The sequence below is a fragment of the Microcoleus sp. D3_18_C4 genome (genome assembly GCF_036702355.1).
GTDB lineage: Bacteria > Cyanobacteriota > Cyanobacteriia > Cyanobacteriales > Microcoleaceae > Microcoleus.
The window spans coordinates 26029-48208 of record NZ_JAUBTF010000014.1 but is presented as its reverse complement, the minus strand read 5'-3'; the positions used below and the strand labels follow the sequence as shown (position 1 = coordinate 48208).

Here is a 22180-nt window from a genome sequence, read left to right as displayed (position 1 = left end):
CTATCGTCTTAACTGATTAGGTTATCAAAAATATGCGTGTAAGCTCAAGCTGCTATGCGATCGCGCGTGAAATATTTGAAACGGTAATTGTTCCGTTGAAAGTAGATCATCAAAGTACCAAGTGACCAAGTAGCCCCGTGTAGGAATAATCAATATTCAAGGCGGTTAAAACTGCCTGATGCGTGCTGCCTCGATCGGTCTACTCACATCTTGCACCCTTCTCGATTAACAGGCTTTCCGGCCTGTTCCACATTGAAAATGGTGCAACATATGAGTCTAAAGACACGAGGTTTCCATAATACTAAGCTTTTCTCATGAAAAAATACCCATGCAGGAAGTTATCAACTCGTTTCAGTCTTTTTTCTCTAACTCTGTTGATGCTTTCCTAGAGTGCGATCGACAGCAAAAGTACCTATCGATCAATCCTGTCGCTGCTGCTTGGATGGGATTGGAGCCTGCTGAAATAGTCAACAAAAATAATCAGGAATTATTAAAATTATATCCCAATAATGCTGCTGTCAAAAATATAATCTCGCAGATTGATTCTTGCCTGCAACAAGTATTTATAACCGGGGAAAAACGGCTGGCAATTCATGAGGTGACGACGGCAGACGGCGGGATTAAAATTTACGAAACTGCTTATACGCCAGCGGTGGATGCCTCTAGCAAGCAGATGCGGGTTTTGGGTATTGGTAGAGATATCACCAGGCACTACCGCTGGCAGCAGCAGAAAACTCAACAGTTACGCCGATCGAACCATTTACTGTGGTTGAATGCAGCTAACAGTCCGCTGGCAATGGTAGGCTGGGATGAAGATTTTCGGATTGTTCAGTGGTCGAAACGCGCCGAGGAAATCTTTGGCTGGACATCAGATGATATGATGGGCAAGCAGTTCGGCGATTTGGCTTTGGTTTGCGAGGAAGATAGAGAGGCTGTAAGCGCGATCGAGCTCGAACTAGCCACCGGCAACGGCAATACTTCAATTAACCGCAACTATACTAAAAGCGGACAGGTGATTTGGTGTCGCTGGTTCAACTCGATTATTCGCAGTGGCGATACTTTTACCGTGCTTTCTTTGGTGGAAGATATCACCGATCGCAAAAGATTGGAAGCAGAAAAAGCCCAAGCTTCTCGCCTCACAGCAATGGTAGCCGATGTCGGTATTGCCCTCACCAAACACCCTCAAGATATCCTGCTTCCCTGCTGCGAGGCAATGGTGCGGAATCTTGATGTTGCTTCGGCTGAAATTTGGACTTTCAACTCTCAACAGAATGTTTGGGAATTGCAAGCAGCATCGGAAATATACAGTCGCACAGACGATCGCGCTAGCTTTATTGAAAATAAGGTTAACTCGATCGCCCAACAGCAAAAACCGGAATTTGACTGCGGATTTGAACTGAATAATTTTGGACTCCCAGAGGAAGAATCCGCGAAAGCAACAGCGGCACAGATTTCCGAAGTAGCACTTCTCAACACCAGCCAAAAGCCGACAAATTGCCCAATCCCCAAGCAAATTCTAACTTTCGCCGGCTACCCTTTGATAGTCGAAGAACGGCTGGTGGGAGTCATGGTAATTATCAGCCGCCAGCCGCTGACAGCACCTTTTCAGGAAACTTTAGCATCGGTTGCCGATGTCATCGCTTTAGGCATCGAACGCAAGCGTGCAGAAGCTGAATTAAAATCAGCTAGAGGGTTCCTTAATTCCGTAGTAGAAAATCTGCCTGTGGGAGTTTTTGCTAAAGATGCTTCTTCGCTGAAATTTGTGCTATGGAATAAAGCGGGAGAAACGATCGCAGGTGTTACCTCTCAAGAGGCGATCGGCAAAAATGACTACGATATTTACCCCAAAGAACAAGCTGATGTTTTTACTGCTCAAGACAGAGAAATATTGACCGGTCATCACAATCAGTCTACTGTTAAAGACATCGCCGAAGAGCCGATCCAAACTCGCCACAAAGGTATGAGAATACTGCACACCCGCAAAGTGCCAATTCTCGACGCCGCAGGCCGTCCTCAGTACGTTTTGGGGATTACTGAAGATATTACCGAACGCAGGCAGGTAGACGAAAGCGTGCGCCTCTACGATCAAATTGTCGAGAATATGCAAATTGGTTTGTACGTCTACCATTTAGAAAATATAGACGATGACAGCACTCTCAGGGCGATCGCCTCCAATCCTGCAGCTACCCTATTTACCGGATTAGAAATGGCTGATGTTTTGGGAATGACAATCGACGAGATTTTTCCCCAACTGCGATCGAAAAACATTCCCCAAGCATTTGCTTCGGTAATTCGCACCCAGAAAGCCGTAGAACTTGAAGATATTGACTGCGATGAAGGCGGCCGCATAACTCGCGCTTTTTCTATTAAAGCTTTTCCATTACCCAACAACTGTGTCGGTGTTGCTTTTGAAAACATTACTGCTCGCAAGCGCCTAGAACTAGAACTGCAGGCTTCTTTGGAAAAAACTGAACGTTCCGAACAACTCCTACGCACAGTAATAGACAAAACCAGCGACTGGATTTTTGCCAAAGACAAAAATTTTCGCTATATTCTGGTCAACAGGAGTTTCGCTCAAGCGATCGGTAAAACAGTAGAAGAAATCATTGACAAATCCGATTTAGAGTTAGGATTTTCAGAAGATATCGTTTTTGGGAATTCCGCCCAAAATATCCGAGGATTCCGCACAGACGACTCTGCTGTACTGGCCGGCGAAATTATCCACAATCCCTGCGATCCGGCAACTATTGCTGACGGTTCAGTACATATTTTTGATACCCAAAAACTTCCCCTGCGCGACGCTGAAGGTAATGTATTTGCAGTGCTAGCTTTCGCTCACGATATTACCGAACGACATGAATCGGAAGCAGCTTTGCGTAGAAGTGAATCAAGATTTAGGTCTTTGGTTGCTAATATTCCCGGAGTTGTTTATCGCTGGCAGTGCGATTTTTCGACTAATTTTATTAGCGATGCCGTTTACTTATTAACCGGCTACCCGGCGGCAGATTTTATTTGGCTTTTGGACAGGAGAGGCCGGACTTTTGCTAGCATTATTTATCCGGAAGATTTGGCAAAAGTAGAAGCAACTATTCGGCAAGGCATAGAAAACAAAGAGTCTTATAACTTGGAATACCGCTTGCTAGCAGCAGACGGCACGGTTAAATGGCTGTGGGATAAAGGTTCTCCTGTGTTCGACGCTGAGGGAAACGTTTGCTATTTGGACGGGGTAATTTTTGATATTAGCGATCGCTACTACGCCGAGGAAGCATTGCGCCAAAAAACTTTAGAGTTAGAAGCAGTTTTTCGCGCTTTGCCTGATTTGTATTTTCGACTAGATGCTGACGGTATTATCGTGGATTATTTGTCAGGAACTTCTTCGAGTTTATACCTACCTCCCGAACATTTTATGGGTCAACGAATAACAGACATATTGCCACACAATGTCGCCTGCCAATTTGCCCAAGCAATCTTTGAAGTTTCCGAAACAAGAAATTCAATCGATATAGAATATTCGCTTTCCATGTCGGAAGGAGAAACAACTTATGAAGCCCGACTGTTGCCGTTTAATTCAGATCAGATTATTATTCTAGCACGCAATATTACCAAGCGCAAACAAGCCGAAGCTCAATTAAAACATAAAAATCGCCAGCTAGAGCAAACATTGAAACAATTAGGCAGGACGCAAGCTCAACTAATTCAAGCGGAAAAAATGTCGGGTTTGGGACAGCTAGTGGCGGGAATTGCTCACGAAATCAATAATCCCGTCAGTTTTATTTACGGTAATATCACTTACGCTAGTGAGTATGCCAAAAACTTGCTGGAACTGTGTAGTTTGTACCAAGCACACTACCCGGAACCTGTTGCTGTTATCCAAGATTTGGCAGAAAAAATAGAACTAGAATTCATGAAAGAGGATTTCCCGCACCTGCTGAATTCAATTCAAACCGGAGCAGATCGGATTCGCCAAATAGTTCTGTCTTTGCGTAACTTTTCCCGCCTGGAAGAATCAGATCTTAAGCGTGTTAATATTCACGAAGGAATAGACAGTGCTCTATTGATTTTGCAACACAAGATTAAAGAAAATGGCCGAAACCGTCATATTCAAATAGTTAAAGAATATGGGGAATTGCCCCAGATACAGTGCTACGTGGGACAGTTAAATCAAGTGTTTATGAATATTTTAAATAATGCTGTTGATGCTTTAGCAAATGTCAGGAATAGGAAGTTGGAATTAGCGAGTTATTCGGAAGATGAACGGCAAGATTTGGCTGGTTTACCTTTAACTTGCGACACATTGCCCTGGATTCGGATTCGCACGGATGTGTTGGAGAACAATCGGGTGGCGATCGTAATTTCAGATAACGGGTATGGCATGGTAGAGTCTGTTAAGTGTCGGGTATTTGACCCGTTTTTTACTACTAAACCAGTAGGCAAAGGTACAGGTTTGGGACTGTCTATCTCCTATCAGATTGTGGTGGAAAGGCACGGAGGGACGCTGCAGTGCATTTCCGCGCCGGGAGAGGGAACTGAATTTGCGATCGAGATTCCAATTCGGCAGAGGTAATGAGTTATTGGTAATTGGTAGTTGCACGAGAAAAATGATAATCTAATTAAAGGTTCTAAAAGTCAGGAATATTAGCATGGTATACAAAAGCATACATACTTCTAGTGCCGTTGCAAAACAAATTAAAGAAGAAGAAGATGATGATTCCTATGTTGACTATTTTTATGACGATCAGGGGGCTCCGCCGGGAACTCTCGACTTAGAACCAGATGCGCCGCCTCCGGAGATTGTATTAATTGACTATTGCGACACAGCAGCTACTCGCGCCCACTTGGCAAATCCTCAAAAAGCTGCTGCGTATTTAGATACAGCATCTGTTTCTTGGGTTGATATGTTGGGATTGGGAAACAAAGAAACTTGGCGGCAAATGGCCGAAGTATTTAATTTGCACGTAATGGCTCAGGAAGATGTAGTTAATGTTCCCCAGCGACCGAAAGTTGTAGACTATGAAGAACACATTTTAATCATTGCTTGGATGGTGATGCTGCATCCAGAATCAGATACTTTTCATAAAGAACAAGTAAGTTTGATTTTGGGCAAGCATTACCTGTTAACTGTTCAGGAAGAACCGGACTATGATTGTTTTGAACCAGTGCGCGATCGCATTCGTAAAGGACAAGGCATGATTCGCAAACACGGAGCAGATTATCTGGCTTATACTTTGTTAGATTCGATTATAGATGGATTCTTCCCTGTATTAGAAGTTTACGGAGAGCGCATTGAAGAATTAGAGGATGAAGTGGTGGTGAACCCCACCCGCAAAACCCTGGAAAAAATCTATAAAATCCGCCGAGAATTGCTGACTCTGCGCCGCGCCATTTGGCCACAGCGGGATGCAATTAATGTTTTGATTCGAGATAGCAGTGATTTGATTAGTCCAGAGGTGCGAATTTACCTGCGGGACTGTTACGATCACACGGTGCAGGTGATGGATATGGTGGAAACCTATCGAGAGTTGTCTTCGGGTTTGATGGATGTTTACTTGTCTTCGGTTGGTAATAAAATGAATGAAATCATGAAATTGCTGACGGTGATTTCGAGTATATTTATTCCTCTAACCTTTGTGGCGGGAGTATACGGGATGAATTTCAATACAGAGAAATCGCCATTGAATATGCCGGAACTGAATTGGTATTTTGGCTATCCGCTGTGTTGGGCGGTGATGGTAGGAATCGCCTCTGGTTTAGTTTACTTCTTCTGGCGGCGCGGCTGGTTTGATAATTTTTCTACTATCAAAGATGACTCATTAAAGTAACCGAATTGAAGATTTCAGATTGGGGATTAAAGATTGAATAATTCAAAATCCTGTTAGGTAAAAAGGTTTCCTGCCCCTAGTTGAATCCGTGCGATAAATCCTTGGATGATAATTGCCAACTTTTGTGCCCCCTGATTCATCAGTGAGTGATTTTAAGGGAGTTGCAGGGAAATTTAATTGTTGGGCGGGCTTTCGGGCCCACGGTACAAGAGTTTGAATAAACTGAGATGTTGCACCATTCTCAAGAACAGGCAAGATGCCTGTTCCACAAAAAATAAACTTGATTGTGGAACAGGCATCTTGCCTGTTCATAAAAAGCTTATTGACAATAGTGCCAGATGTGAGAATAAACACAAATGTCCAAGTTAAGTGGGCGACAAGTTAAAATATTCAATCTCAAATCCCAAATTGATTGACGAACGATCGCGTACAATAAATCTGGGGAAAAAGTAGGCGCAGGCGGTTGCGGATTAGCGAAAGCTTGTCTGAGGAAAGTCCGGGCTCCCGAAAAACCAAACTTGCTGGGTAACGCCCAGTGCGAGCGATCGTGAGGATAGTGCCACAGAAAGATACCGCCCCCCATTTGAGATTTGAGATTTGAGACTGGAGATTGAATCAAAAATCAAGCCTCGAAAATCGCCAAGTGTTAGGGGGTAAGGGTGCAAAGGTGCGGTAAGAGCGCACCAGCAGCATCGAGAGGTGCTGGCTCGGTAAACCCCAGTTGGGAGCAAGGTCGGAGGGACTATGGTTGGTTTTTTACCAGTTCCGTTTTTTGGTACTGCTTGAGGCGTCTGGTAACAGGCGTCCCAGATAGATAACTGCCCTCGACAACTGCTTGCAGTTGAGAGAACAGAACCCGGCTTATGTCCGACTTTTTCCCCACCCAAATTTGGGTAAGGTGCTTAGGGCAGATTTGTCAAGGTGTAGTTAAGGTGTTGGCGTCATCGTAACCGTTGAGCTTTATTCTTGATATGTTATTTATTGCTAATAATTTATCAAATAAAGAAGATTGATCGATCGCCAGAAGCAGAGATTTCCAGCGTTTGAGGCACTTCTTCACCACCTTGACAGAGCGGACTATAAGCACCAGGAGGACTATTTAGTTTTTTAATAAAAAGCTTTTTAGTGATATGAATCTGATATACCATTTTCAAAAAGTCATGCAACTTTATACAATATCCAAGCCCGGATAGTCATCCGTAATTCGCAATTAATTATAAAATCTAAAATCTAAAATCTAAAATCTAAAATGGTATGATTTATCCGGGTCGCCAAAAGCAACTTGAAACAGTAATTCAAAAATTGGGACTGCCAAAGAATGATGCGATAAAATGGCATCTCCTCGATTTAGCTTTGACTCATGCGAGCGCGTCAGCTAAGGCAAATTACGAGCAACTAGAGTTTGTCGGTGATGCAGTGGTGCGGCTGGCTGCGTCGGAATTGTTGTTTGAGACTTATCCTGACTGTACAGTGGGAGAATTTGCTGCTATTCGATCGATCTTGGTGAGCGATCGCATTCTTGCTAAAATCGCTGAAAGTTACGGGTTCGATCGCTATTTAATTGTTTCCAGCAGCGCCGCCTCGGACAAAACAGGCGCTGAACCCCGACTGGCCGATGCTTTGGAAGCGGTACTGGCTGCGCTTTATTTGAGTACCCAAAGCTTAGAATTAATTCGCCCTTGGCTAGATTCTCACTTTCAACGCTTAGCGACAGAAATCCGCAGCGATCCGGCCCGCCAAAACTACAAAGCTGCTCTCCAAGAGTTGACTCAAGGCAAATACAAAACTTTGCCCAAATATAGCGTGCAAGAAACCGGGACAGTGCAGGGGGGGGAGGATCGTTTTACCGCAGAAGTTCTCATTCAGGGAAAGTTGGTAGCAGAGGGAAAAGGTCGATCGATCAAAGCGGCGGAACAAGCAGCGGCTCAGGCAGCTTTTAATAAATTAGTTAATAGTCAGTAGTCAGTAGTCAGTTGACTGTTGACTGTTGACTGTTGACTGTTGACTGTTGACTGTTGACTGTTGACTGTTGACTGGTGTTATCAGTTATTTGTTATTTGTTAGCTGCTACCAATAACCAATAACCAATAACCAATAACTACTGCCAACAGTCAACAGTCAACAGTAATTTTTTTGAGTTAAAACATAGATAATAATAACAAAATATGCTATAATTGCTGTGCGATTTTTGAAATTATAATCAATGAAAATCGGAATAGCTGTATTGGGTGCAGGTCGCTGGGGAGTTAACCTAATTCGCAACTTTCTCGAACATCCCAACAGCCAAGTTTTAGCGGTGGTAGACCCGAATCGAGATTCATTGGCGGCCGTTCAAAAACAGTTTAATCTCGATGCCTCGGTGATTCTAGCTACCGATTGGTCTCAAGTGCAAGCCTTGCCGGGACTGCAAGCTGTGGCGATCGCTACTCCAGCTTCCACACACTATACCCTCGCAGCAGCAGCGCTGAAACAAGGCTACCACGTCTTAGCAGAAAAACCCCTCGCCATCAACCTCACTGAAGCAATAGAACTCTGTCAATTAGCCGAAAAACAGCAGCGGCAACTCTTCGTTGACCACACTTATCTGTTTCATCCAGCAGTCGATCGAGGCCAAAGAATTATTCAACAGCATCAACTCGGAAAATTGCGCTACGGTTACGCCCAGCGCACCCATTTTGAACCGGTGCGCCATGACGTTGATGCCCTTTGGGACTTGGCAGTTCACGATATCGCTATTTTCAATACTTGGTTGGAACAAACGCCAATTGAAGTAAGGGCGATCGGCACTGTTTTTCCGAAGGAAGAAGGAATAAATCAAGAAGCAGCAGAAATTGAAAATCAATTTTCTCCTTCACTGCTGACTACTAATCCTGCAGAAAAACTAGCAGATTTAGTTTGGGTAACGCTCACCTATCCCGACGGATTTCAAGCATTTATTCATCTGTGCTGGCTAAATCCCGACAAACAACGGCGCTTAACAGTTGTTGGCAGTTTGGGAACCTTGATTTTTGACGAAATGTCGCCAGAAACTCCCCTGATTGTGCAGCGTGGCAATCCAGATTGGGGAGGCGAAGAGAATAACTCTTTTGAAAGTGCGTTAGCGAAGCCCGCCCCTACGGGGGCTACGCCAACGAAGAGGATCGCGCCGCAGCCAACAAGCCTCAGACACCGCGAAGTGTTGAGTTTAGAACAAGTAGAACCGCTGAGGCGAGTGTGCGCTCGCTTCCTCAACTGCGTGCAAACAAATACCCCCTGTCTTACCTCTTCCGGCTCCGCCTCCGTCGAATTAATCCGCATTCTCAGCACTTTGAGCAAATCCCTCGAACTCGGCGGACAGCCCCTAAGACCATTTTAGATTTTAGATGTTAGATGTTAGATGTTAGATTGGGAAAATCACTCCTCAACTTTTGAAATTTCCCTTTTCCGTTACTAAGTCGGGGCTGTGAAAATAAAAACTTGACTGCTGATTGACAGGCAAAGAAATCATCACCGTAGTACCTTGATTCACGCCCGCGCTGTGCAGGGTAATGCTTCCGATCATAGATTCCATTATCCTTCGCGAGATAGCCAAGCCCAAACCGTTACCGCCAAACTTGCGAGTTGTAGAACCATCAGCCATCACAAAAGGTTGAAACAATTTCTGCTGGTGCTCGGGATCGATACCAATTCCCGTATCTTTAATTGTCACCACCACCCAATCGCTTTGACCGCTGGGACCCGTCATACTTTCCCCACTGCCGTTAAAACTACCAGAATTAGTCCTCGACTCTACCCGCACAGATATATTAATGCTGCCCGACTCTGTAAACTTAACGGCATTGCTCAAAACATTTAAAAACACCTGTTTTAGCTTCTCTGGATCGGCATGAACAATAATCGGATCATGAGGAGCTGGCAAACTTAACTTCAAGCCTTTTTCCTCGATTGGAGTCGCTTGCAAATCAATCGCGTCTTCAAGTACCTGAGTAATATCAACTACTTCTAACATCATGGAGAACGTGCCGGATTCTATTTTAGCAATGTCCAAAATATCATTAATAATATTGAGCAATTGCATTGACGAGTCGTGGGCCCGCTGTAAAAATTCCATTTCTTCATCTCGGTCATCGCAGTAGCCGTCCCGCACAATTTGAATAAAACCAATAATCCCGTTGAGCGGCGTTCTCAATTCGTGAGAAATATTGCCCAAAAATTCATTTTTTAATTGATTGGCAACTTGCGCTTCCTTGGTTGCGACTTCCAATTCTTTGGCCCTGGATCTGAGACCCTGCACCATGCTGTTTAGTGCTTCTGATAGTTGATTGAATTCCCTAATTTGGAAATTTTGTGGCACTGTCTGCGACGCTTCTGTATCTACTTTCATCGCGTAGTCTCTCAGTTTTTCCACAGGACGCGCCAAGTCGCGAGACAGATATAAAGTCGCGATGATACTAGCAGCAACCAAACCTACAATTAAATTAAATAAAACTTGCTGAATTTCTTCCAAACCCGACAGAGCGTAATCTAAACGAGAGACAGCTAAAATAATCCACTTGCTGTTCTCCTGTGTAGTTGAAGGACTCGGGATAGCGGCGTATCCTGCTAGCAACTCTACACCATTTCTTTCAAAGGAAAATAGGTGGAGAAAAGCTGTTCCGCCGGCGATCGCCCTTCTGACAATACTTTTTAGTCGAGCGGCATCTGCCTCTTGGTCAATATTGCGGCCCACGCGATTGATATTCGGGTGCGCCAAAATCGTCCCATCTTGGTCGATCGCCACCGTATAGCCGGCTAAAGAACCCTTGGGAGCGCTGGTTTGCACAGGCAATGCCGACTGCAAACTCAAAGCATAACTCAACTGCAGGGTATTGCCCCGACGAATGTAAACAGGAGCGCTCAACACCAAACTCGCTTGGCTATCGGAGCCTTCTTTACCCGCATCGGGAAAATCCTCAGCCCCTAAAGCCGCCTTCTGATCGTTTGCTGTCCCCTGTCGCTGCGGAGGTAAGGACAGACTGATGTAAACGCTCTTGTCGTCCAGCAGCGTTTGCTGCTGCTGTACGGGTGGCCAAAATTTGGCCGGCAACGACTGAATCGGCTGTTGCCCGCAAGTGCTTGCTATCACTTGATTTGTCTTTAAATTAGTCAATTGCAAGCAATCAACCTGCGCTGGCAACCGCTGCCCTAATTGGGCGATAAACTTTTGATAATCCTTCGGATCTACCGACTGCAACATCGAGCTTTCCGAAGCGCCGATCAGATTCGACTTCAGCGATTTCGCCCACTGTTCAATAGTGTCTGCTTTTCTGACTGCACTTTCTGTCAAGTTTTGACGAGCAGTTTCCAGAAGCGTCGAGCGTGCCTTGCGATAGGTAACATACTCCCCCACCAGTAGAACAGGTACGCTGAGCAACAAAATCCGCGACAGTAAAATACGGCGAAAGGAGGATTGACCTAACTTAACCATAGGAAATATCTAAATTAAGGTGCAACACCCAACAGCGACCATTACAGTGAAATAAACCAGACCGAAAGCATGAATCTGTCTAGGGGGCTCTGCTGACTGGACAACACAGCTTCAGAACAACATTTAAACACAATTATAGAAGCCACTGTAGTAATCTCGATTCTAAGTGTGTGGACTAAAAGATGCTCAGCAATTTGTTGGGCAAATGCCTGTGATTTGGGTCACACTTCCCTTCTCAATTCTCGGAGCGAGTGACACCCGATCGCCCAGGTGCCTATTTTTCAGGCTGCAAAAAGCATCGGGTGGACATACCGCAGTGGCTTGAAGCTAGAATCGCATAGATGCACTCGCCCCCAATTAACAGGCAAAAAGTTCGGTTTCCGGCTAGTGTACAGAGATCATTCTTGCTCGATCGGACTTTTTCTTTCCCAAGGCCTTCGAGAGATGGGCCAGAGATGGGCGATGCGAGATTTTGCACCCTGTCAAATATTTCTTTTGCCATCCGATTGATTCAGTGACAATAATTCACCTGTCAAACAAAAAGAATGAGACGATCGAGCTGCCGATCGACTCTGACAACCCTAATGTGGGGAACCTTGGCCCAAACAGTGCACCCACGCTCCGTAAATTCGCGGTCTCGGCAATAATCTCCATAGCTTAATCGATGAAAAAAAACTTTAGCAATTATACGTATTATTACACAAACAACCGTCCGAGATATCATCACGCTTATTTGATATCTCCCCTTTTAGAAATGCTGGCGACACTTCAGCATACCAGCAAGACAAAACTCCGAGTTTTGGATCTCGGCTGCGGCAATGGCAGCCTCAGTCACGTTATCGCAGAGCACGGCTGCGAAGTTGTCGGCGTTGACACTTCTGCGCCCGGAATTGCCATCTCCCGTCAAAGTTTCCCCGATTGTCAGTTTATCCAAGCAGATATTTACGACCTTCCAGATATCGATATTCTGAACTCATTTGATGTTGTCTTAGCTATTGAAGTAATCGAACACTTGCTTTATCCTAAAGAACTAGCAAAAACTGCAAAAAGATGCCTCAATCCGGGAGGAAGACTAATTATTTCCACACCCTATCACGGCTATTTAAAAAATCTGGCTTTAGCGGTTTCTGGCCAACTAGATAAACATTTTACCGTGCTTTGGGATAACGGTCACATTAAATTTTTTTCAGTAGAGACGCTGACCAAGTTATTAACATCGGAAGGATACACGGACATAAAATTTAAATTTGCTGGTCGGTGTCCCTATCTTTGGAAATCAATGTTATGCTCTAGTAAGTTCTCGCCACAAGCGGATAAATCATGAGTTTTGAGGGGTGATTTTTCAGCCCATTAATTTCTCTGAATAAACGACCAGCCCTCATGAAAAGTAAAAGATAACTTTTATGGTGAAAGGGTGAAACAAATAAAATGACGGTCGGCGTTTGGATCTTAGGCGATCGACTTTGGCAGAACCAAGCTGCTATCAACTGCACCGATGATAAATCTTCCCTACTGGGATTTCCTAGCGCGCCACCGGGACAAACTTCAGTCGATCGGTCCCATGAGTGTTCTCTTAGCCAATCTCGACAAAATGCCGCCAACAGAATTGGCAACCATCCGGCAACAAGCGGCAGAGTGGCACTTAGGAAGTCATTAGTCAGTAGTCAGTAGTCAGTAGTCAGTAGTCAACAGTCATTAGTTATTTGCTATTTGCTACCAATGCCCCATGCCCTGTTTGGCCGATGCCCGATGGCCTGTTTGGCCGATGGCCTGTTTGGCCGATGCCCCATGCCCTTTGCAATTCTTATTTTTTCCCTGACTTTTCCCTAAACATTCCACAGCGTTTCCACAGGCAAGTCTGAGGTTTTCCACAGATCCGACAAAGTTTTCCACAGAAATTAACGGCACGGTAGCATCTTGCTGCGGAATTGGGGATTTCCTTAACTTGCTGGCTAATTACTTATAAACCCCCCACTACATAAAGATATGTAACAAAAAATGCCCTAAAAAGCTTATTATTTGGTAAACCTTTTTTTTATCTAAAGGACTTTGTAATATTTCGCAACATTGACAAACCCACCCCCTCATAGCGCACAATGATGCGACCGACCTAAAAAAAAGCGCTCTGATTTCGGCTGTGCCTGCACCTGTATCCGGCCGAAGGGGGGGTTCTGTTTTCAATTTATTAGCGAGACTAAAAAAAATGATGAACCCAACAGTCAGTATTTTTGCTGAAATTCCCGAAACGCTGCACGATTCTCTCAAAACTTACCTGGAAACCCATCCCGAATGGGATCTAGACCGAGTATTTTGCGCGGCGCTGTCGCTGTTTTTGTTGCAGAATGCCGATAGCGGTACGCCTGAAGCTTCGCGCAGTTATCGCCAAGCTGCGAGAGTTTATCTCGAAACTCTGTTTCAATCTCCTCAAGACTTGCACAGCAACAATGTAACTCCGTCGTCTTAAAGGATAAGGGGAGAGGGGGAGACGCGGTTTCTGGGAAGGATTTTAGTTCATCGAGAGGGCGCGCACTGCATAGCTGTCAACTTCAGCTTAAAATCCCTGAGAACTATCGCTCATAGCTTAATGCTGAGCCCCATTGCATCTCCCTTAAGAAGCAGGCCGGTTTCATTCTCAGGGAAATCATCGTTTTGTAGGGGTAGTGCCCCCGTGCCTACCCCCTCCACGGACAAGGGAATCGGTGTTTCAAATATCGGGGCAACCACGGGAGATTGCCCCTACAAGAGAATGAAAAATCCCCCCGGACAATCAGGGGATGCCGGGGGGATAAACTGCCTTAATCGTCAAACAGTAGACGGGTAGTAAATAAGACGCGCTTGTTTACACCCATGGTGCTTATGGCGCACTCTACAGACTACAAACTCATGGCTGAAGACTACATCATGCCCATGCCGCCCATGCCGCCCATGCCGCCCATGCCGCCCATGCCGCCCATGCCGCCCATGCCGCCCATGCCGCCCATGTCGCCCATGTCGCCGCCGGCTTTTTTCTTCTCGGGTTTTTCGACAATCACAGCTTCAGTGGTCAAAACCATACCAGCGATGGAACCGGCATTTTGCAAAGCCGATCGCACTACCTTAGCCGGGTCAATAATCCCGGCGGCAATCATATCTTCGTACACGTCGGTGAGTGCGTTGTAGCCAATGTTGAACTCGCTCGCCCGCACTCGCTCGATGACGATCGAACCTTCAACACCCGCATTATCAGCGATTTGACGCAAAGGTGCTTCCAAAGCTTTCTTCACCAAGTCAGCGCCTACTTGTTCTTCGGCGTCTAAAGTATTTCTGATCGCATCTATTTTTGTAATCAGGTGAATTAGTGTCGTGCCACCGCCGGCAACGATACCTTCTTCCACAGCAGCTTTAGTAGCGTTCAAAGCGTCTTCAATACGCAGTTTACGGTCTTTGAGCTCGGTTTCGGTAGCTGCGCCGACTTTAATTACAGCGATGCCGCCGGCGAGTTTGGCGATGCGTTCGGTTAGCTTTTCCTTGTCGTAGTCGGAATCCGTCGCTTCTAGCTGCTTGCGGATTTGCTCGATCCGTTTTAGCACGTCAGCTTTGTGTTCTTCGCCAGCAACAACGATCGTGTTTTCTTTGTCGATCGTAATTTTGCGGGCGGTACCGAGCATTTCTAGGGTTGCGGTATCGATGCTGAGTCCGACTTCTTCGGAGATCAGTTGACCGCCAGTAAGAACGGCGATATCTTGAAGCATAGCTTTGCGCCGCTCCCCAAAACCAGGAGATTTCGTTGCTGCGATGTTCAATACGCCGCGGGCTTTGTTGACTACCAGAGTTGCCAAAGCTTCGCCTTCAATATCTTCGGCGATAATTAGCAGGGGTTGACCGGTGCGGGCGATTTTTTCGAGAACTGGAATGAGTTCTTGAATCGAGCTAATTTTTTTGTCGGTAATCAGGATGCGAGCGTTTTCGTACTCAACTTCCATGCGATCGGTGTTAGTGACGAAATACGGAGAAAGATATCCGCGATCGTACTGCATCCCTTCGACAACTTCCAATTCTGTTGTCAGAGATTTCGACTCTTCAACAGTAATTACGCCGTCTTTGGTGACTTTTTCCATGGCTTGGGCAATCATGGCGCCGACTTCTTCGTCGTTACCGGCGGAGACAGTGGCGACTTGAGCAATTGCAGCCCCTTCGACGGGTTTCGCCAATTTCTCGATTTCCAGCACCAAGTGGGCGATCGTTTTTTCAATACCCCGGCGCAGCGCGACTGGGTTTGCGCCTGCAGCGACATTCTTCAAACCTTCGCGAATGAGGGATTGAGCTAGAACCGTTGCGGTTGTTGTGCCGTCGCCTGCGATATCTTTAGTTTTGGAGGCGACTTCTTGAATTAAGCGAGCGCCGGCATTTTCCAGGGGGTCTTCGAGTTCGATCTCCCTAGCAACGGTGATACCGTCGTTAACGATTTGGGGAGCGCCGTATTTCTTTTCCAATAGGACGTTCCGGCCTTTCGGGCCCAAGGTGATGCGGACAGCATCGGCGAGTTGATTGACGCCGCGTTCTAGTGCCCGCCGAGATTTGTCGCTAAATGCAACTATTTTGGTCATGTTTGTCTCCAATCACTTACATTAGCAAATTTAGCACTCTCTGAGGCTGAGTGCTAAGTTGATCGATTTTTGATTGTAGCGCGACTCAACGGTGTGGGGGATTGCGGGGACGGATTGGAGATTGGGGCGATCGTTCCGGGTGGCTAAGGACAGGGCATTGCCGTGTCCCCACATATCTCGTGTTCCCACAGATATAATGTGGTTTGTTACATATCGATATAATCAGGTTTTAGTTAATACCAAAACCTAATTTTGATGGCACGTTATCCCAAAGCAGAATTTTTATTAAAAATTTCTTAACTTGTGTTTTCGGTCATCTACCTTTCGATAGAGCTTCTCTTATTTTTCAAACTTCTACCTTCTATAGCAACACAACAGCCAAGACTATTAGGACGTTGTTAATTGCTGAAAACCTTGGGGAAGAGTCCTTCTTCCTTCAGCATCCATCCGTTACATCCCGTACATTGCTCGTTGCCGAACCTTCTTCCTTTCCTCAATCAATCTCAAATTACGCACTAACAAATGGCTCGTTATTCTCGACTGCAAAAACTCGGCTCTTATATGCGCCCGCACTGGAAACCAACATTCTGGGGCGTTTTTTCGCTATTAGTTGTCAATGCTGTGGGCGTTTACATTCCCCTGCTAATTCGGAATTCAGTTGACACTCTGCAAGTGGCGACAAAATTTGACGAAGTTTTCAACTTCGTGGCACTAATTCTGATTCTCGCCTCAATTATGTGGGTGATTCGGATGGCGTCGCGGATTTTGCTGTTTGGCGTCGGGCGTCAAGTCGAATTTGACCTCAAACAGCAAATATTTAATCATTTATTAACATTAGAACCGTCTTATTTTGCAGCCAATACGGTAGGAGATTTAATTAACCGCGCTACTTCCGATTTGGACAATATTCGGCGCTTGGTGGGCTTTGCGGTGCTGAGTTTGGCGAATACGGCATTTGCCTATGCTTTGACTTTGCCGGTGATGCTGGGGATTAATGTAAGGCTGACACTGTTTGCGATCGCAGTTTATCCTTTAATGCTGGTTTTGGTACAGTTATTTAGCGACAAACTTCGCATCCAACAGTTAGCCGTGCAAGAGGAATTGTCGGCGATGAGCGATTTAATTCAAGAAGATATGAGCGGGATGTCCGTAATTAAAATCTACGCTCAAGAAGAGAACGAACGCCGAGCTTTTCGCAATTCCAATGCGAAGTTGCTATCAGCAAATTTAGAATTAGCAAAAACTAGAAACTTTATTTTTCCACTGCTGGGCGGTTTGGCAAGCATTAGTTTGTTGGTGCTGCTTTCTGCTGGTGGCGGGGCAATTGCTAATGGTCAAATTAGCATTGGCGATTTTGTGGCGTTGCTGATTTATGTCGAGCGTTTGGTGTTTCCGACGGCGCTGTTGGGTTTCACAATTACTGCTTACCAGCGGGGAGAAGTGAGTGTCGATCGCATCGAATCAATTCTGACTGTGGAACCGCAAATTAAGGATGCTGCCGACGCAGTGGAACTGGCAACTCCAGTCAAAGGCGAAATTGCGGCTCGCCATCTAAATTATACTTATCCGGGTGCTAACACACCCGCGCTTAGAAATGTTGATTTTACCATAAAACCGGGCGAAACTGTCGCAATTGTCGGGGCGATCGGCTCAGGAAAATCAACTTTAGCTAATGCACTGCCACGCTTGCTAGATATCGATCGGGGTCAGTTATTTGTAGACGGACAGGATATTACCGAGGTAAAATTGACAGAATTGCGTGGGGCGATCGCCTACGTTCCACAAGAAAGCTTTCTGTTCGGCACTACCATCAAGAATAACATCCGCTACGGAAACCCTTTAGCGGAACAGCCGGAGATTGAAGCCGCAGCAAAACAAGCGCAAATTCACGCCGAAATCCTCAACTTTCCGCAGCAGTACAAAACAGTTGTTGGCGAGCGCGGCATTACTTTATCGGGTGGACAGCGCCAGCGGACGGCACTTGCTCGCGCTTTGTTAGTTGACGCCCCGGTGTTAATTTTGGATGACGCTCTTTCCAGCGTTGACAATCAAACTGCTACCGACATTTTGCGAAACTTGGCAACGGGAACCGATCGCAAAACAGTAATTTTTATCTCGCATCAAATGTCAGCGGCGGCCAGTGCCGATCGCATTTTTGTGATGGAGAGAGGAGAAATAGTTCAGAGTGGCACTCACCTTGAATTGGTAGGGCAAACAGGGCTTTATCAGTATTTGTGGAACCAGCAAAAATTAGAGGAATTGCTGCATTGACAAGTAACAGATGCTTTGATTTATATCAAATCCGCTAGCTAGCATCGGAATTAATATTACCCACAGCTTTCGACACCGCGAGTGTCCCGTGTCCCTACAATTAATCCGTATAGGGACACAGCACTGCTGTGTCCTCTATATAATTCCGGTGCAACCGGAAACGAGATCATAGGATGGTGGGGATAAAGAAGCAAGCAAATTTATTGCCCACCGATTTTAATTAGCTACATTACTCAAGGGAATTTCTTCTTGTTGTTGAAATAATTTAATCGATTGCAGACTATCTGAAGCAGCATCCCAAAGAATGAATTGGAAGCAGTCAGGAATATCGCGAATTGTCAGTGATTTTGAATTAGCCAGCAGGTGAATATTAGCATTGTGACAAGCCCGAAGATTATAGTTAGGTATTCGCTCAGAGAGATGATGAATATTGTGGTAAGCAATATCAGCCGAAAACCAATTAAGAATAGTTGGTAATTTCAGATAACTGCTGCCTTCTATTGCGCCCAGCAGATAGTCCCAGCCCTCTGTTTTGTGGGCGTAGGAACCGTCAAAATTATGCTGTACAAAGAAAATACAGATAAATATCGCTGCAGAACAAGTCATGACAATTGAGTAAACACTCCAGAAAAAGCCAAACCCCAGTAAGTTGCTCAGATAAATCCAGCTACCACCAACACAAATATTGTTGAACAGTAAATCCCAAAATTCAGCCGTCGTATACCAATGTTTGGATTTATAAGAAGCAATGATTGCAAATAAACCCATGCCAAAATCTTTAGTTATACAAGCAAAAATATGTCTGATAAAACCAGTAATTCCCAATATAAGGGCGAGTCTTGGCTTAATAATTAGATAGAAAAAACCACCTGGAAAAAGCATCAATGGGTGTCTGAGTAACTGATAGATTTTTTGACTAGAGGGACTTAGCGTCGCAAATTGTTCAGTGGATATCAACGCCGAAGGGCCTCGGTACATATCCCAATTACCATTATGTTTGTGGTGATAAGCGTGCCCCCTCGACCAGGGGTACTGAGGAATCGCATTGATGATACCTAGCAGAAAACCCATAATGCGATTGACTTTTTTGGAACTAAAAAGAGAATAGTGCCCGCAATCGTGCATCAAAGAGAAACAACGTCCTGAAAAAAGTGTCATCAACACCATTATCGGCGGCAGCAGGAATACAGAAATGGCCGCAGATTTAAAGGCTAAAAACCATAAGAATATATAAGGAACCACTGTATTGAGTATTTGGCAAGTAGCTGTCAAATTGTTGCTCTTCATATAAGGAGCTAGCACAAAATCCGACTTTTTGATCGCGTTTTTCATTCAGTATATCTAGGGTGTGTGGATAAGTGCTTAGCTTACCATCAGGATAGGATGCGTATTTTTGGCAGTGTTTTATTGCAGGTAATTGGCTTAATTGCGGTTAAAAATTTGCCCCTACTTTACAAAATTGCTGATAATATTTAGTTCATTATATCCTCCTTGGGATGGTTTCGCCAAGCTGAAATTAATCCCAGCATTGACGTACTTGCTCATAACAAAGGGCAAGAGTAATTTCTAATTGTTGCAGAAAATCGATTTCTATTTGACCGTCATTTGTTAGCAGAATAATTTCTTGGGTGGGATGGTATGTCGCAAGGATTTGAAGCAAAATTGAGATAGCGGATGGCTCTCTTGACAGTCGTTACAGATAATCTGTTAGCGATAATTCAGTTAGGAATTGCAAGTGATGCGGAACCGTAGGACTGTATAATCTCATCACATTTGCGGGACAGGGGCGGATTTACGCCGGACTTTCCCCGTTTCTTCCAAAGGTTTTTTTGTTGGAACCGATTTTTGCACATTTATGAGGTTATCACAACTCTGCTTTGTTTACAGAAAAAACTGTGAAGCCTGTCAGCCGCCGAACAAATCGCTGCACCGGAAGGCATGAATATCATTGGTTGGTTGGACGCCATTCAGTAATTTATGCCACTATTTTTGCTTGCATCGTCTGTGCCACACTTTACTGTACCGGGTTCTAGCCCAACTCGATCGCACGCTCAAAAGTTGGGCTACTGGCGAAAACTTTTTATTGGCGGGCGATAGGGGCGATCGACAAACCGCCCGCCCCGGAAACCAAAGCTGACACAACATCCACAACCGCAGAGGATTTTGGCTGAACTCCTTGAGAAGAGAATTTGAGGAGCGATCGTAATTGCCTGCGTTTTTTGTGCTCGGAGATAGCTCGGATTTGCTACAATCTAATCGCACACGCGATTAGAAATGGGTTATGACCGAACTATTAGATGAGACGCTTTCTATTGAAATGGCCGCTCGCATCAAAAGCAACCGTAAAAACTGCTTTGACAACGCCTGTAAAGCAGCATTAGCCACCGAGGGCGCGATTTATGTTCAAGGCTTTTTAGCCGTGCCCGGAGTGCCATATAAACCCATCGAATATAGCTGGATTGAACTCGACGAGCGAATTGTTGACCCAACCTTTCCCCATCTCGGTTTCATCGCTCAAGACATTCATTACTTCCCAGTTCAGCGCTTCAGCGTCAAGAAACTCAAAGCAATCCTAGAAGAATCAAAAGAAGATTATCCTGAAGACGACCCGCTGCCGATTTATGGCAATCAACCTTATGAATATTACGGCGATTTGATGTTAGGCGGTAGCGATTACCAAAATGCTTACGATTTGGCTGCCGCTAAATGCAGGGAATTAAACCAACCCAAAAAACAGGATGCGAACTAATTCAAGACTTACTAAAAAATGGTTGGATGCGCCTCTTATAGCAGTAAGGTACGCTGCACCCTCCGTATAGAGGTTCAAGTAAGTGCTGAAGCTCCAAACCTCGAATAATGAAAAGCAGCCAATAACGGATCTAATTTCTGATTCCCAATCAAATCAGCCAACAATTTAGCCGTCACCGGAGCCAACAAAATGCCATTGCGGTAATGCCCCGTAGCCCATGTCAAATTCTCCCAAGCACTAGCACCCAAAATCGGCAATTCATCAGGAGTAGCGGGCCGAAATCCCCACCAAAACTCCAGAATCGGATAATTTTGTAATTCGGGATATAACTTAATCGCTCCTGCTAGCAAACTTTGCATTCCCGCAGGCGTATTTCCCGGCGTGAAATCGACATTTTCGCTAGTTGCGCCAATAATAATTCTTCCATCTTGACGTGGCACAATATAAATGCCAGTCCCGAATAGAACGGTTTGCAGTGGCTGGATAACTCCCCAATCTTCTGGTACACATACTGACAGCATTTGTCCCTTTCTTGGAAAAACCGGAATAGCCAATAATTTCTCAGACCAAGGGCCCGCCGCCAAAACATAACGGTCTGCTTGGAATTTTCCGGCTGTTGTTTCAATGCCAAAAACTCGGTTTTTCTGCCGAATAATTTCCTCTGCAGTGCCTTGAATAATCTCAATCTGCAATTCTTTAGTTGCGGCCTGAAGCGTCCGAAATAAAGCGCGGTTGTCTACTTGAGCATCGTCAGGATACCACCAACCGCCCATTACTTCTTGACCTAATCCAAACTGGTGCTGGCGAACAGTATCTCTGTCCAACCATTGATAATTAAGGTTTGACAAAAGTGGCTTTTCTTGAGGCTCATTTTGACAAACTGGTGCGAGAATTCCCGATCGCCAATATCCCGTTTTTAATCCGGTAATATCTTCTAGCTGTTCCACCCAGGCAGGATACAGTGCGCGACTTTGCAAGCACAAATCCAGCATCGGACTGGGGGGAATTCGTTCGGCTTGCGGGGCAAGCATTCCAGCAGCAGCCCGGGTCGTCGGTTGTTTAGAATCGGCGGTGAGAACTGCGACAGATGCCCCTCGCAATTTCAGTTCTACTGCTAGCGAAAGGCCAATTATTCCGCCGCCAATAATCAGAATATCTTTAGATGAATTCATTAACTTTTATAGGGACTTTCTGGGTTTTTTAACCTCTCGGCTTTCTTTAGGGTAAGGTGCGCTAAGCACACCTTCCAGTTAGAATTATTATGCAAGTCTTACAGATTATCTGGCAAGGCGATCGTCCTATCTGCCTT

Annotated in this window: 14 protein-coding genes and 1 other RNA gene; 10 read left to right on the top strand and 5 right to left on the bottom strand. The window is 45.2% G+C overall.

The window, feature by feature from the left end:
* Positions 1–328 precede the first annotated feature (328 nt).
* The 5 genes from QUA90_RS09645 (at position 329) to QUA90_RS09625 (ending at position 9174) form a co-directional block, all read left to right on the top strand.
* A complete protein-coding gene (locus tag QUA90_RS09645) occupies positions 329–4564 on the top strand; it encodes a PAS domain S-box protein (RefSeq protein ID WP_333445173.1) in 4236 nt (1411 codons plus the stop codon).
* Positions 4565–4640: 76 nt separating this feature from the next.
* On the top strand, positions 4641–5819 hold the full coding sequence (gene corA, locus QUA90_RS09640; protein WP_333323568.1) for a magnesium/cobalt transporter CorA: 1179 nt from the start codon (positions 4641–4643) through the stop codon (positions 5817–5819).
* 446 nt (positions 5820–6265) lie between these two features.
* An RNA gene (gene rnpB / locus QUA90_RS09635) (RNase P RNA component class A) lies at positions 6266–6698 on the top strand.
* A 375-nt stretch (positions 6699–7073) separates the two neighbouring features.
* Positions 7074–7781: a ribonuclease III gene (rnc, locus tag QUA90_RS09630; protein WP_333323569.1), complete on the top strand. Its 708-nt coding sequence runs from the start codon at positions 7074–7076 to the stop codon at positions 7779–7781.
* 241 nt (positions 7782–8022) lie between these two features.
* Positions 8023–9174: a Gfo/Idh/MocA family oxidoreductase gene (locus tag QUA90_RS09625; protein ID WP_333445171.1), complete on the top strand. Its 1152-nt coding sequence runs from the start codon at positions 8023–8025 to the stop codon at positions 9172–9174.
* 45 nt (positions 9175–9219) lie between these two features.
* Here the strand turns inward: QUA90_RS09625 and QUA90_RS09620 are convergent, their stop codons facing one another.
* The gene (locus QUA90_RS09620) at positions 9220–11265 is read right to left on the bottom strand and encodes a sensor histidine kinase (protein WP_333445169.1); all 2046 of its coding nucleotides are present in this window, start codon (positions 11263–11265) and stop codon (positions 9220–9222) included.
* Positions 11266–11929: 664 nt separating this feature from the next.
* On the opposite strand from QUA90_RS09620, the gene QUA90_RS09615 reads away from it, so the two are divergent.
* The 3 genes from QUA90_RS09615 (at position 11930) to QUA90_RS09605 (ending at position 13729) form a co-directional block, all read left to right on the top strand.
* The gene (locus QUA90_RS09615) at positions 11930–12589 is read left to right on the top strand and encodes a class I SAM-dependent methyltransferase (protein WP_333445167.1); all 660 of its coding nucleotides are present in this window, start codon (positions 11930–11932) and stop codon (positions 12587–12589) included.
* A 171-nt stretch (positions 12590–12760) separates the two neighbouring features.
* Positions 12761–12922 (top strand): hypothetical protein, encoded by a 162-nt coding sequence (locus tag QUA90_RS09610; RefSeq protein ID WP_333323577.1) that lies wholly within the window; start codon positions 12761–12763, stop codon positions 12920–12922.
* Positions 12923–13471: 549 nt separating this feature from the next.
* Positions 13472–13729 (top strand): DUF2811 domain-containing protein, encoded by a 258-nt coding sequence (locus tag QUA90_RS09605; protein ID WP_050813024.1) that lies wholly within the window; start codon positions 13472–13474, stop codon positions 13727–13729.
* 430 nt (positions 13730–14159) lie between these two features.
* Here QUA90_RS09605 and groL read toward each other — a convergent pair whose 3' ends face one another.
* Both groL and QUA90_RS09595 read right to left on the bottom strand, forming a co-directional pair.
* Positions 14160–15851 carry a chaperonin GroEL gene (gene groL, locus QUA90_RS09600; protein WP_333208886.1) on the bottom strand — a complete coding sequence of 564 codons (1692 nt, stop codon included), beginning with the start codon at positions 15849–15851 and terminating at the stop codon, positions 14160–14162.
* Positions 15852–15881: 30 nt separating this feature from the next.
* Complete coding sequence (locus tag QUA90_RS09595) at positions 15882–16040, bottom strand: hypothetical protein (protein WP_333086364.1); 159 nt, start codon at positions 16038–16040, stop codon at positions 15882–15884.
* Positions 16041–16373: 333 nt separating this feature from the next.
* Between QUA90_RS09595 and QUA90_RS09590 the strand changes: the two genes are divergently transcribed.
* Positions 16374–18122: an ABC transporter ATP-binding protein gene (locus tag QUA90_RS09590; RefSeq protein WP_333445164.1), complete on the top strand. Its 1749-nt coding sequence runs from the start codon at positions 16374–16376 to the stop codon at positions 18120–18122.
* Between the two features lie 216 nt (positions 18123–18338).
* Here QUA90_RS09590 and QUA90_RS09585 read toward each other — a convergent pair whose 3' ends face one another.
* Positions 18339–19454, bottom strand: a complete 1116-nt coding sequence (locus tag QUA90_RS09585) for a fatty acid desaturase (protein WP_333445162.1) — start codon at positions 19452–19454, stop codon at positions 18339–18341.
* A 949-nt stretch (positions 19455–20403) separates the two neighbouring features.
* Between QUA90_RS09585 and QUA90_RS09580 the strand changes: the two genes are divergently transcribed.
* Positions 20404–20871 (top strand): hypothetical protein, encoded by a 468-nt coding sequence (locus QUA90_RS09580; RefSeq protein ID WP_190734193.1) that lies wholly within the window; start codon positions 20404–20406, stop codon positions 20869–20871.
* A gap of 74 nt (positions 20872–20945) precedes the next feature.
* On the opposite strand, the gene thiO is transcribed toward QUA90_RS09580, so the two are convergent.
* Positions 20946–22043, bottom strand: coding sequence for a glycine oxidase ThiO (gene thiO / locus QUA90_RS09575; RefSeq protein ID WP_333445160.1), 1098 nt, complete (start codon positions 22041–22043; stop codon positions 20946–20948).
* Positions 22044–22180 lie beyond the last annotated feature (137 nt).